The 13,409-nt window shown below is 55.7% G+C and carries 10 protein-coding genes; 1 reads left to right on the top strand and 9 read right to left on the bottom strand.

Annotated features, from left to right (window positions below; genetic code table 11):
- Nucleotides 1–11 precede the first annotated feature (11 nt).
- From galE to FFI95_RS08570, 3 genes are all read right to left on the bottom strand, one after another.
- Nucleotides 12–1,004 carry a UDP-glucose 4-epimerase GalE gene (galE, locus tag FFI95_RS08560; protein WP_144822000.1) on the bottom strand — a complete coding sequence of 331 codons (993 nt, stop codon included), beginning with the start codon at nt 1,002–1,004 and terminating at the stop codon, nt 12–14.
- Between the two features lie 6 nt (nt 1,005–1,010).
- On the bottom strand, nt 1,011–1,514 hold the full coding sequence (gene tadA / locus FFI95_RS08565; protein WP_144822001.1) for a tRNA adenosine(34) deaminase TadA: 504 nt from the start codon (nt 1,512–1,514) through the stop codon (nt 1,011–1,013).
- A gap of 85 nt (nt 1,515–1,599) precedes the next feature.
- Nucleotides 1,600–2,334, bottom strand: a complete 735-nt coding sequence (locus tag FFI95_RS08570) for a murein L,D-transpeptidase catalytic domain family protein (RefSeq protein WP_144822002.1) — start codon at nt 2,332–2,334, stop codon at nt 1,600–1,602.
- An 87-nt stretch (nt 2,335–2,421) separates the two neighbouring features.
- Between FFI95_RS08570 and FFI95_RS08575 the strand changes: the two genes are divergently transcribed.
- Nucleotides 2,422–4,011: a L,D-transpeptidase family protein gene (locus tag FFI95_RS08575; RefSeq protein WP_144822003.1), complete on the top strand. Its 1,590-nt coding sequence runs from the start codon at nt 2,422–2,424 to the stop codon at nt 4,009–4,011.
- Here the strand turns inward: FFI95_RS08575 and FFI95_RS08580 are convergent.
- The 6 genes from FFI95_RS08580 to guaA form a co-directional block, all read right to left on the bottom strand.
- Complete coding sequence (locus FFI95_RS08580) at nt 3,977–4,609, bottom strand: TetR/AcrR family transcriptional regulator (protein WP_144822004.1); 633 nt, start codon at nt 4,607–4,609, stop codon at nt 3,977–3,979. The two genes, FFI95_RS08575 and FFI95_RS08580, sit on opposite strands and share 35 nt — an antisense overlap.
- Before the next feature lie 25 nt (nt 4,610–4,634).
- The gene (locus tag FFI95_RS08585; RefSeq protein ID WP_144822005.1) at nt 4,635–7,736 is read right to left on the bottom strand and encodes an efflux RND transporter permease subunit; all 3,102 of its coding nucleotides are present in this window, start codon (nt 7,734–7,736) and stop codon (nt 4,635–4,637) included.
- A complete protein-coding gene (locus FFI95_RS08590; protein ID WP_144822006.1) occupies nt 7,733–9,100 on the bottom strand; it encodes an efflux RND transporter periplasmic adaptor subunit in 1,368 nt (455 codons plus the stop codon). The genes FFI95_RS08585 and FFI95_RS08590 overlap by 4 nt, the downstream gene beginning before the upstream one ends.
- A 113-nt stretch (nt 9,101–9,213) precedes the next feature.
- Nucleotides 9,214–9,822 (bottom strand): protein-L-isoaspartate O-methyltransferase, encoded by a 609-nt coding sequence (pcm, locus tag FFI95_RS08595; protein ID WP_144822007.1) that lies wholly within the window; start codon nt 9,820–9,822, stop codon nt 9,214–9,216.
- Nucleotides 9,823–9,903: 81 nt separating this feature from the next.
- Nucleotides 9,904–11,733 carry an SLC13 family permease gene (locus FFI95_RS08600; protein ID WP_144822008.1) on the bottom strand — a complete coding sequence of 610 codons (1,830 nt, stop codon included), beginning with the start codon at nt 11,731–11,733 and terminating at the stop codon, nt 9,904–9,906.
- Nucleotides 11,734–11,796: 63 nt separating this feature from the next.
- The gene (gene guaA / locus FFI95_RS08605) at nt 11,797–13,374 is read right to left on the bottom strand and encodes a glutamine-hydrolyzing GMP synthase (protein ID WP_144822009.1); all 1,578 of its coding nucleotides are present in this window, start codon (nt 13,372–13,374) and stop codon (nt 11,797–11,799) included.
- Nucleotides 13,375–13,409 lie beyond the last annotated feature (35 nt).

The following is a 13,409-nucleotide window of genomic DNA, read 5'->3' on the forward strand; positions in this document are numbered from 1 at the left end:
TCTGCCCGGGCTCAGGAGGCGGCCTGCTTCTTTTTCAGCCAGATGGCTTCCCATGCAAGCGCTGTCTGCACGATAACATCAAGATTATCGTATGCAGGCTGCCACCCCAGGACTTCTTTGATGCGCGCATTATCCGCCATCAAAGCGGCGGGGTCACCGGCTCGGCGCCCTGCCTCCGCTACCGGAAAGTCGACACCGGAGTGTTTGCGCACCACATCGATTACCTCCCGGACACTGAACCCACGACCATAACCACAGTTCAGGATCCGGGAGTCTCCGCCTTCGGCCATATAATCAAGAGCCATAACGTGGGCACTGGCAAGGTCTTCTACATGAATATAATCCCGCACACAGGTTCCGTCGTGGGTGTCATAATCCGTTCCAAATATACTCATGCCTTCTCGCTGCCCGGTTACGCACTCACACGCCACCTTGATAAGGTGCGTTGCCTCGGGTGTCGCCTGCCCCAGCAAGCCATCCGGGTTGGCTCCGGCAACATTAAAGTAGCGCAACACAACGTAGTTAAGGTCGGATGCAGCCGCCAGATCCATGATCATACGTTCACTCATCATTTTCGATGCGCCGTAAGGATTGATCGGAGCGAGCGGGAGATCTTCCGTAAGAACCGTCTGTTCGGGCATTCCGTAAACGGCAGCTGTTGAAGAAAACACCATGTAAGGCACTTTGTGCTTATCGACGGCCTTGAGCAGGTTCAGTGTATTACGGGTGTTGTTGCTGTAATACTTGAGCGGATTGGCGACAGATTCCGGAACAACGATGTTGGCGGCAAAGTGCAAAACTGCTTCAAACTGATGATTCGAGAACACCTCATCAATCTCAGCTTCGTTCGCCAGATCACCCACCACCAGCTCACCCGCTGTTACCGCCCAGCGGTACCCGGTCGAAAGATTATCGAAAACGACAATATCATGCCCTGCCTCGGCCAGCTGACGAACAACATGACTGCCTATATATCCGGCTCCACCGGTTACCAGTACTTTCACGCGAAGCTACTCCTTCCCTGAACTCTGTTTGCGCCGCTGCCGGATCTCGGCTCGCCGGCGGCTGAAAAAATTACTTATAATCTGGCCACATTCATCTTTCATGATGCCCCCCTTTGTTTCCACCTGCCAATTCAAGTGGGGCTCATCCAGCGTGCAGCGCGCCGACTCAACGGCACCAGACTTAGGCTCACAAGTCCCATAAACCAGCCGACTGATGCGGCTGTGTACAATCGCCCCGACACACATAGTGCAGGGTTCCAGCGTGACATAAAGGGTTGCGCCCGTCAGCCGGTAGTTATTCACGTTTGTTGCGGCATCACGCAAAGCACAAATCTCGGCGTGAGCCGTAGGGTCACAACCACTGATCGGGGCGTTGAAACCCGAGCCAAGCTCCACGCCATCACGGACAACCACCGCACCGACCGGAACTTCATCCAGGCTGGCTGCCTGTGCAGCCAGTGAAAGTGCACGGGTCATCCAGTACTCATCACTATTATCAGAAACAGACATAGGGCGGGTTGCCTTCAATACAGTAGCCCGATTACCGGTACTCGGTGATAATTCGCTCCGTTTTTTACGATTTCGATCAGGTAAATCAATTCAGAGCGAGCTGACCTTCATTGCGGTTACAACGCAGAAATTCGGAGCTTGCCAGCCATTCCGAATCCGGATAGTAAGTGAACAGGTACTGATTTTCTTTCAGGCTGTCGATCAACGCCCTGGCGATATCCTGACGAACGGCCGGGCAGCCATGACTGCGCCCCAGGCGCCCCGCCTTTTCAATAAAGCTCTCGCTGACATAGTCCGCCCCGTGAATCACGATTGCGCGCTGATAAGCGAGATCATTGACACCGGATTCCAGCCCCTCAAGCCGCAAGGAATAACCGTTCCTGCCGTGATAGCTGTTAAGCGTGCGAAACAAACCAATACTGGACTGATGACTGTCCGGCACATTGGAGAACTGGCTGGCCATGGCATTGCCAGATCCCTGTCCGTGAGACACCAGCTCCTTAAACAACAGCTCCTCGTTTTTCAGATCAAACACCCAAAGACGGGGTTGTTCAGAGGGCAGAGAGAAGTCGATGACCGCTAAACGCTCCGCATCGGGAGCGGCGCAAGATATTGCCTTGGCCGCCAGCTGCATAACATCGGGGCTGGCTTGAGGTGCCAGTCTGGCAAGCGTCTTATCAAGCACCAACTGACGTGCCGTAGAATGCACCACAGCAGCCTCAGTTTGATAGTCATCCGCCAGCGCAGGCAGATTACCCAGCAAAAGCTGGCCGCATAAAAGTGTGCCGAAAAGCCATCGGTTCAGGAGTTTCATGGGCATTGAGAAAACCTGTTTTGAAATCGTGTAGCATTATAACCATATATTTCATCATGGAAAGGTGCCTACAGCACCATAGAGGAGAGAGGGATGACGCCAGGTACCCGGGTAATCGCTGCAAGTATATCGATCTTGCTCCTGCTCCTCCTGACGCCAGCCACCTACGCATCGGAAGACGACCGCATTCTATTCGAAGCCCTGGCAGACCGTTTACCGGCCGAGCAGGCTGACTTGCAAGACTTTTATGCTGCCAGACAGGGACGCCCTGCATGGCAGCATGCCGAAACCGTTGCCGGTTTTGCTGCCGCACTCAGCACCATAGAAAGCGACGGCCTGAATGCAGCGGATTACCGGCCAGATGCTCTGATGTCGTCGCACCGTCAACTCCAAACTCAAACCGGAACACTGGAAGATCACCTCCGGCTTGAGTTACGTATCAGCCGCACACTGATGACAGTACTCCACCACCTTCAGCGCGGCAAAGTTGACCCCTACAGTGTTGACCCTGAGTGGGAAACGCCTATCACAGCGCCCTCTCTTAACATGCAGGCAATTTCCCAGGCGGTGGATGCACAACGCTTTGAGCAAGCGTTTGCTCTGGCAAGGCCTGAAGCAGCACCTTATCAACGCTTGCGCGCCGGGCTTGCGCAATACCGCCAGCTGGAGCGACAGGGTGGCTGGCCCCGGCTCCCGGTCCGCCAACGCCCGATCAGGCCCGGCGATACTCATAAAGATGTGGCCCTGCTACGCAAACGGCTGCTTATCACCGGTGAACCGGCCACCCATGAATACACTGACCACCTTGTTGATGCGGTACGACGCTTCCAGCGGCACCATTTGCTGGAAGAAGATGGAGTCGTTGGTCGACGAACCCGTGCTGCACTGAATGTACCGGTCACTGAGCGTATCAATCAGATCCGGGTAAACCTGGAGCGCGCCCGCTGGCTGTTGCACGGTGAAGCCGAAGAATTTGTACTGGTCGATATCGCGGGCTATCGCATCAGTTATTTTCGTCCGAACGGCGAAATATGGCGCTCTCGCATCGTCGTGGGCCAGCCTTACAGACGCACGCCATCGCTACGCTCAATGATTACCCATCTGACAATCAACCCGACCTGGACCGTGCCACCCACCATACTCAATGAAGACATGCTGCCCAAAATACGTCACGACAGCACCTACCTGGACCGGCAGAATATCAGCGTGCTCAACTTTTCAGGCCAGCAACTGGACCCCGACTCAATTGACTGGTGGAATCCGGGCGGCATCATGCTGCGCCAGGGTCCGGGCCCGACAAACGCTCTTGGGCAAGTGGTGCTGCGTTTTCCCAATAATCACATGGTTTATCTTCATGATACCCCCAGCCAGGGCTTGTTTTCCCGGCAACAGCGCGCGTTCAGCTCCGGCTGCATTCGTGTCCAGGGCGTATTCCAGCTTGCGCAAATGCTGTTTGAAGATACCGGCACCCAGGCAGATGTAGATTCACTGATTGCCGAAGGTAAAACCCGCAACATTCATTTGAAGCGCTCGGTGCCGGTTATTCTGCACTATTGGACTGTCCATCCAGGGCAGGACGGCGAACTGATTTTTCGCCCGGATGTCTACCAGCAGGATGCCCGTTTGTTAAAGGCACTTGACCAGCCGTTTATGTTTCCTGGTCCCCTCCCGGCTCTTCACTGACAATTCCGCGCCGATAGATAGCGAATACGCCCGGCGCGTCCCGGCGCATCTGGTCCATATCGCCGGACATCAGCGACTGCATGATCAGCCCCTGGATTGTTCCGATAAACAGTATGGCCGCCGCATGATTGTCGGTATCCGGTGGCAACTCGCCCCGCTGTTTCGCAGTTTCAATCAGTGTGTTCAGGCGCCCGGCATACTGTGTAAGCATCGCATGGGCCAGGCGCTTTGCCGGTGTAGCCCTGGCGCCCTGAAGCTCTCCGAACAACATGCGCGGCGCGCCCGGGTGCTCGGAAACAAAAGCAATATGGGCCATAAACATGGCCTGCATTGTCGCAAGAGGTGACTCAATGCCTGTTGCGGCCTTGTCGAGTCGAGACATCAGGTGCTTCGCCACCCATTCCATGACCGCCTGCCAGATCGCGTCTTTGTTAGGGAAGTGCCGGAACAGCGCCCCCTGGGTCAGTTTCATATGCCTGGCAATTGCCGCGGTTGTTATATCACCGGGATTTGTCGTTGCGGCAAGATCAACGACCGCTTCGACAGTGGCATTGCGGCGCTGCTCTGCCGGGAGATTTCCGGGCCTGGTTTTTTCCATCACATCCTCTCAGTGGCGTTATGCATTACTCAGCCCCGGCAGACGTACCCCGGGTCCAGCCCCAGTCGTCAAACAGCACGTATACCGCCGGGATCATCACCAGCACAAGCACGGTTGTTGTTAACAAACCAAATACGACAGAGATCACCAATGGCTTGATGGCCGCGGCCTGAACGCTGGTCTCTGCGAGCAAAGGCAGCAGCCCCGCAATAGTGGTTGTCGATGTAATCAGTATGGACCGGAACCTGTCACGACTGGCCTGGCCGGCGGCTACAATGGCACTCATCCCTTTGCTGCGGTGTTCCTTGATGAACTGAACCAGAAGAATGGAGTCGTTTACCACAATCCCCGCCAAGGACGCCGCACCAATCATCGAGGGCATGGAAATGTACCAGCCCAGCAGAACATGCCCCCAAAGCGCGCCCACAAACGCCAGTGGAATCGCCAGCATAACGATCAGCGGCTCTGCATAACTGCGGAACTGGAAAGACAGGATTACAAACACACCCAACAGACCAATAACCAGGCCACGCCTGATAGAGCCACCGGTTTCAGCTGAGCGTGCTACCTGGCCCTCAAAACCGACGGTAATATTCGGGTGGCGCTGCTCGAATTCCGCCAGCCATTTGCGGCGCATGTCACTGACGACGGCCTGAGCGCTTGCCTCGCGGGCATCCACATTTGCCTGCACGGTCACAGTACGCTGCCCGTCAATACGGGTAATCATTCCCCAGTCCCGCTGCTCCTGCACATCAGCAACCACTTCCAGCGGCACCTGATGGCCATCAGGCAGCAGGATAGTCTGCTCAGCCAGGTCATCCAGGCTGGCTCTGTCGTCCCTGGTCTGACGCACCATGATCTCTACATCGCGACGACCAATTCGCTGCGTGTCAACAATTTCCCCCAGAAACGCCGCCCGCAACTGTGACGCAACCATTTCTGCTGTTAATCCGGATGCCAGTGCACCCTCTTTCAGGGTAAAGGCTCGCTGGGGCTTACCCGGACGCAGATCGTCAATAATGTTGTACACAGCATCGTAGCCCGCCAGATAACGGCTTACCTCCTGTGCGGCTACTTTAAGGTCTCCGAGTTCCGCCCCCTGAAGGCGAACCTCTATGGGAATGCCTGCAGGCCCGAAACCCGGTTCCTGAATAATCAGCCCTGAAAGCCCGGGAATATTGCCGATTTTCTCACGCCATGCCTCCGTTAACTCATCCAGAGTCATGGTTCGAATCTCAGCGTTCAGCAAGTCAACCATCACCGTTGCAACGTGACTGCCTGCCTCCCGGGCACTGGGGTTATAATTGAAGCGCACCTGAATGGCATCGACCAGCGGAGCTTCATCCGGCTGCTGTGGGGTATACTCGTCGTTTAATTGCCACATGGCGTCTGACACCCGCGCCGCTACCTTCTCGGTGCGTGATAACGGTGTACCCTGGGGCAACAGTATCCGGGCCTCCAGCGTATCGCCGTCAAGATCCGGCATGGCTTCTGTACTTACATGCCCGCCTGCCATAAACCCTGCGGTACCCAGCAGAATCAACAGCACTGCGCCCAGCACTGCATAGCGCCAGCTCACCGCCCTGTCGGCCAGTTTGCCAACCCGCTCCTGAAGGGCGCCGAAATGGCGCTCAAAGGACGTTCGGAAACGGGACTGTTTATCGGCCTGCAGCGAGCGCACACTGCCCCTGAGGTGATGCGGCAATATCCAGAGCGCTTCTACAAGACTGGCAAACAAAGCTGCAATCAGCACCACCGGCAACACTTTGAGCACGGCCCCGAGTTCGCCCACAAGAAAGGCAAGAGGCGCAAACACCCACACGGTTGTCAGAAACGAGGACAGCACCCCCGGCAAAACCTGCCGGGTTCCCGCTACCACAGACTCCAGAGGTGAAGCACCGGCTCTGGCCTGAACTGCAATGTTATCGGCTATCACAACGGCGTCGTCCATGACGATACCAATCGCCATCAACAAAGCCACCAGTGTAATCATGTTCAGCGAGAGCCCCACCAGACTCATAACAAAGAAGGCGCCGGCAAATGCGACCGGCAGACCAAGCACTGCCCAGAGCGCCAGGCGTGGGCGGAAGAACAGCGCCATTACCACAATCAGCAATGCCAGCCCGGCAATCCCATTACTGACAAGCATCTGCAGTCGATCGCGCACTATGCGGGTCATATTCTGGGTAAGAGTAAGCTGCAGCGGTCCATCGAGGCGTTCGCGTTCTGCCTCGACTAACGTGGTCAGCTCCTGCAGCACGTTCAGCGAGTCATCCCGAAGGGTCTTGCTGACCTCCAGCACCACTGCACGCTGATTATTGAAGTGGATCTGCGCCTCTGGCTGTTCCCCGGTTTCCCGCAGCGTCGCGATCTGACCCAGAGTAAGTTCCCCACCACGGCTGCCAGAAACCACCACCAGGTCCGCAAGCTCTTTCAGGCTGCGCCGCTGATCGGTAAATCGCAGCAAAATATCACGCTCGGGTGTTTCCAGAATTCCCAGGGGAACATCGATGCTTTGCTGCCTGAGTCGCAGGGCGAGGTCACGGGCAGATAACCCATACTGTGCAAGCACCGCCCGGGAGACCTCGACCTGCCACTGGCGCTGGGAAAGTCCCTGCAGCTTTACCTCAGCCGTACCGGGCAGCGCCATGATGCGCTCCTCCAGCTGCAGCGCATAATCCTCAAGCTGGTTGGGCGCAACATCACCATGAATGGCAACTGCCGCCACCAGATCACTGCGGTGAAGCTCCCGCACTACGGGCGGCTCCGCTCGTGCCGGCAGGTCAGTCAGTGCGTTGACTTCGGTATCAATATCACTCAGAAACCGGACGGCGTCGCCGGCCGCTTCCATGGAAACAATGGCCCGGGCCAGGTTATCTTGTGCAACACATTCCATTTCATCGAGAAACTCAACACCCTTGACGGCATCATACAAGCGCCTGCACACCGCATCCTCTACATCCCTGGCGCTGGCTCCGCGATAGACCACATCAACACTGACCTCAACTGGCCGGTAATCCGGAAAGGTTTCCCGTTTCAGACCTGGCGCCGTATACAAGCCTGCAGCCAGGAGCAGTATCAGCAGCAGGTTGGCGGCCGTCGGATGTGCAGCAAACCAGCGAATCATTGGGCTGCACCCTGTGCAAGCTCCCGCAGGCGCTGCTCCAAAGCCTCGTCACGATGCGGCACAACCTTGGTGCCAGTGACTGCAGGCGCAGGATCATCAACGATCAGCTGTTCTCCGGGGCTCAGTCCCTCCGCAATCACTGCGAGACCATTCTGTTCGAAAGCAACTGTTACCGGGCGCCGCTGCAACAGGTGGTCGTTATCCAGAAGGTAAACTTCTCCCTGGTGCACAGCGGAGGATGGAATTGCCAGAAGTGGCTGTGGACTGTCTGCAGAAAACGTTACCTGAACATGCATATCACGCTGCAACGCCGGACGCTCAGACACATGGGTCATGCTGTAGGGCTCATCTACTTTTACAATCACCCGCCCGCTGCGCGTCGCGGGATCCAGTCCACTGGCGACCCGGGTTACGGTTGCGGGCCAGCTCACCGACGGGAACCCGGTCAGCTTTACCTCACTCTGAATGGCCGAAAAATCCATGCGCTCGGTGATATCCAGAACCGGCTCTTGGGGATCAACGGGCACCAGCACCGCAGTCATCAGCCTGCGTAACATGGCCAGCGGCACCTGCGCTTCAATTTCGGCCTGCTCAATGTTATCCGCCAGAAAAAGCGACTGCCCCTGGCTTGCAAACTGGTACTCTTCCACATCAACATCGCGCACACGCAAATCGTAAGGGGCTGTAAACCGTGTATCGGCCAGGTCCTCACGCCCCTGCTCCAGGCGTGTGTTCACCCGTTGAATCTGAGCCTCAAGATACTGTTGTTTCGACGGCAGGACGGAAAGCTGGTTTTCCAGAGATTGCACTTGCTGGCGTTGCGCCAGGGTTGCACGGCGCTGATCATCAAATTGCGATCTGGACACAGCGCCGGTTTTGAGCAGGCGCTCAATGCGCTCAAGTTCACTTTCGGATAACTGCAACCGCTCACTTTCCAGCTGTAACAAATGACGGGTATTTTGTACTTCTACCTCAAGCTGGGCCTGCTCGGCTTCCAGTGATGCAAGTTCCGCTTTTGTCTCAGCAATGGCCAGCTCATAGCGGCTGGGATCCAGTGCCAGCAACAGTGTGCCCGCGGGCAGTAAGGTACCGCTGTTGAGCTGGGGATGACGCTCAACGACCCGACCCGAAACGTTTGCTACGGCCTGCCAGGTCTGTACCGGACGCGCCAGCCCGAAACCTCGTGCGCTCAGCACAAAAGGCATGGATTGCACATCAATGACATTCAAATGCAGTGGCCGGGAGTTTGCTTCGCTGCGCTCGGGCTCTTCGGCAAAGAAAACAAGAAGTGCAAGCACAGCAATGCCGACTATCAGACCAGCCAGCGCAAATACTTTTCTACTGCGAAACTTCCCCTGAGTCATTGCACCTTCCCTTATAAACAGCCCTCACTACATTGATAGTAATTAATTACTATCTTTTCCGCAAGCAAGCGCTCACACAACGGCAACCGGGGCAACTGACCGGTTGATTGAGTTCAATAGATAAGCGGTACAAAACGAAAACCAGGGAAATGGTTCTGCTCAATACTGCCGTCTTCACGCTTATGGATCACAACCATGTCGTTCCGGACGGGTATCACCATGAGGCCGCCAGGGGCAAGCTGCAGGATCAATTCTTGCGGAAGTTCGTCGGCAGCGGCAGATACCAGAATTTTGTCAAACACCTGCCCTGGAATACCAAGGGCCTCGCCGGCTAACTCCAACCTGATATTGGTAAACGAGTATTTGTCGAGATTGTGTCGTGCCAGCTCCAAAAGCTCGGGAACCAGTTCAACCCCGGTCACCGAACCGGATTTGGCAACCTGGGCCAGAAGCGCTGTACTCCAGCCCGAACCACAGCCAATATCCAGAATACGATCGTTTTCTTTTAACTGTAAAAGCTCCAGCATAAAAGCAACGGTATAAGGTTGGGAGATGGTCTGGCCGGAGCCAATGGAAAGCGGGTGATCCTCATAAGCTTCCGCTTCCAGTCCCGGGCTCACGAAATCCTTGCGGTCAATCGTGTTGAAGCTTTCGATAAGTCCGGGAGACTTCAGCACTCCCCGCTTCTGCAAATAACCTGAGAGTTCGTAATGCGTTTTCATTGCTTCTCCTTTTCTGCGTCCCTTTGATGATAGGACGACTTCAAAGAAAAGTCCTGAAAGCTGATGATGGTGCAGGCCTGTTTACAGGGGAAACAACAGGGGTACCATCACCACGGTCACCAGCAACACCAGTACCGTGAATGGCACGCCGATACGAACAAAGTCAATGAAGCGGTAGTTCCCAGGGCCCAGAACCAGCGTATTCACCGGAGACGAAATCGGCGTCATAAAGGCCGCCGAGGCAGCGATGGCAACAGTCATTGCGAAGGGATAAGGTGAAGCGCTCAGGGCTTGTGCGCTGGCAATTGCGACCGGCGCCATCAACACCGCAGTGGCGGTATTCGAAATAAACAAACCAATGAATGATGTGACCAAAAACAGCGTGGCCAGAATGGCGTGAGGCCCGGCACTACCGAGAACTGACAGCAAACCTGCTACCACCAGATCAATACCACCGGTTTTTTCCAGGGCCAGAGCGAAGGGTAACATGCCTACGATCAGAATCAGGCTTTGCCAGTGGATGCTTTTGTAGGCACTGGTCATATCAACGCAGCGAAATAGCCCCATAAGCAGGCAGCCGACCAATGCTGCCAACACATTGGGCACCAGGCCGGTCACCATCAGGAAAACCATAACGGTGAGGCTCAATAACGCATAGGGTGCCTGGCTGAGAGCGGGGGCGACATCTTCCACTTCCGCCGGCAGGGTCAACACCACAAAGTCGCGGCTATGTCCCTGTAAGCGGCGAATATCCGCCCAGTTTCCAGAAACCAGAAAGGTGTCCCCCGCTTGTAGTTTTTCCGCAACGAGGACGCCATCCAACGCCTGTCGCTGGCGGCGCAGACCGATAACATTCAGCTTGTGCTTGCTACGAAACGCCAGTTGCTGAATGGTTTTCCCTATAAAGGACGAATCAGAAGGCACCATAACCTCGGCAAGGCCGAGTTGCCGCTGATGTCGCACAAAATGATTTTTCACCTGGACAACGGGTTGCAGCTCCAACCCGCTGAAATCCTCGACAAAATCATTGCTCGGGCTGGCCATGTCGACCAGCAGGCAGTCGCCAGGGTGAATCTCTGTCGATCCGGTGGCGCCAAGCAGCAAAGTGCGGAAGCGGCCCTGCCGCTCCACCGCGATCACATTTATCCCGAATTCCTTACGCAGCTGCAGCTCGTTCAGCATTCTGCCTGCCAGGGGAGAGTTGCTGTTGACTTGCAGGCAGCGCTGACGCTCTGTCAGGTTATATTCTCTAACCAGATCAAGGACGCCATGACGGAATTCATGGGCCTTGGCCTCGATGACTCCGGAGGCGAGCCTGCGACGGGTCAGCAGCATGTAACCGATACCCAGCACCAACACAACGAGCCCTATGGGAGCAAAGGCAAAAAAGCTGAAACCCGCCAGACCGCTGCGTACCAGCTCACTATGTACTACCATGTTGGGCGGAGTGGCAACCAGTGTCATCATACCGCTGATCAGGCCCGCAAAACTCAATGGCATCATCAAGCGGCTCACCGGAATTTTCAGCCGGGCGGCAATGCTCAGTACAACAGGCATAAAAATGGCCACCACGCCGGTGGAGCTCATAATGGCACCAAGCCCCGCAACAGTGAGCATCAGCAACACCAACAAACGGGCTTCACTTTGGCCCGCATGGCGCATCAGCAGTTCGCCCAACTGGTAGGCGACTCCGGTACGCACCAGACCGTCACCAATTACAAACAGGGCGGCAATCACAATCACGCTTGGATCACTGAAGCCCGCAAGCGCCTCAGGAACGGTCAGAATTCCGCTTAACGGCAGCGCCACCAGCATAATAACCGCAACAGCATCCACGGACGGGCGGTTGCGGGTGAACAAACCAACGGCGATTGCCAACAAGACCAAAACACAGATCAGCTCGAAAGTCATGATGGTCACTTTAGCAGGACTATCTACCGATGCGGGTGGTTAATCGCCTTGTCTGGAGCTTCCCTACTCCCACTCAATCGTTGCAGGGGGCTTGGAGGACACGTCGTAAGTAACCCGCGATACACCGCTGATTTCGTTAATTATGCGATTAGACACGGTTTCCAGGAGTTCGTACGGCAGGTGGGCCCAGCGAGCGGTCATGAAATCGACAGTCTCCACAGCGCGCAGCGCAATGACCCACTCATAGCGGCGGGTGTCTCCTACGACACCTACGGACTTTACTGGCAGGAATACGGCAAAGGCCTGACTGGTTTTATGATAAAAGTCGGCGCGGTGTAACTCTTCCAGGAAGATGGCATCCGCCCGGCGCAGAATATCTGCGTACTCTTTCTGAACCTCACCCAGAATGCGCACACCCAGCCCCGGCCCCGGGAATGGGTGACGGTAAACCATGTCGTAAGGCAAGCCCAGTTCAAGGCCAATGCGACGCACTTCGTCTTTGAACAATTCCCGCAACGGCTCTACCAGCTTCAGCTTCATGGTTTCCGGAAGCCCTCCCACATTATGGTGGGATTTGATGACATGAGCATTTCCGGTTTTAGATGCTGCTGATTCGATTACATCCGGATAAATTGTGCCCTGGGCCAGCCAGTTCACATCGGTAATGCGCACCGCTTCTTCATCAAATACATCAATGAAGGTATTGCCGATCACCTTGCGCTTCTGCTCCGGGTCGCTGATGCCCTTAAGGTTACGGAGAAAGCGCTCTTCGGCATCGGCGCGAATCACCTTTACACCCATACTGCTGCTGAACATATCCATGACCTGGTCACCTTCATTCAGGCGCAGCAGTCCGTTATCAACAAATACACAGGTGAGCTGATCCCCAATGGCCTTATGCAGCAGCGCAGCGGTGACCGAGGAGTCAACACCGCCGGAGAGCCCCAGCAGGACTTTGTCTGTACCCACCTGGTCGCGGATTTTCTGAACTGCGTCATCAACAATCCGGGCGGGCGTCCATAGCGCTTCACAGCCACAGATAGACAGAACAAAGTGCTCAATGATGCGTTTGCCCTGCAAGGTGTGCGTCACCTCCGGGTGAAATTGCAGGCCGTAAAGATTCCGCGATACGTCCTGCATCGCCGCCACAGGTGCACTCTCTGTAGACGCCAGCAATTCAAAACCTTCAGGCATAACAGCCACTTTGTCACCGTGGCTCATCCACACATCAAGCAGGGACTCGCCCGTCGCTGTCAGGTGGTCCGTAATGTCTTGCAGCAACGGACTTTTGGCGCGTACCTTCACCTGTGCATAACCGAACTCACGTTTTTCAGAGCTGGCGACCCGTCCGCCCAGCTGCTCAGCCATGGTCTGCATGCCATAGCAGATACCCAGTACCGGAATACCAAGATCGAACAATCCTTGCGGTGCCCGTGGCCCACCCAGCTCGGTCACAGACTCAGGACCACCCGCCAGCAGAATACCTTTGGGGTTGAAGGCTTTCAGTTCGTCAACTGTGATATTGAAGGCGCGAACTTCGCAGTACACGCCAATCTCACGCACCCGGCGCGCGATCAGTTGTGTGTACTGGGAGCCGAAATCCAGAATCAGGATGCGGTGGTCATGAATGTTGTGGGCCATAGATTCCTCAAAATATAAACGGCGCGACTCTTCTC

Source organism: Marinobacter piscis (assembly GCF_007671655.1).
GTDB classification, from domain to species: domain Bacteria; phylum Pseudomonadota; class Gammaproteobacteria; order Pseudomonadales; family Oleiphilaceae; genus Marinobacter; species Marinobacter piscensis.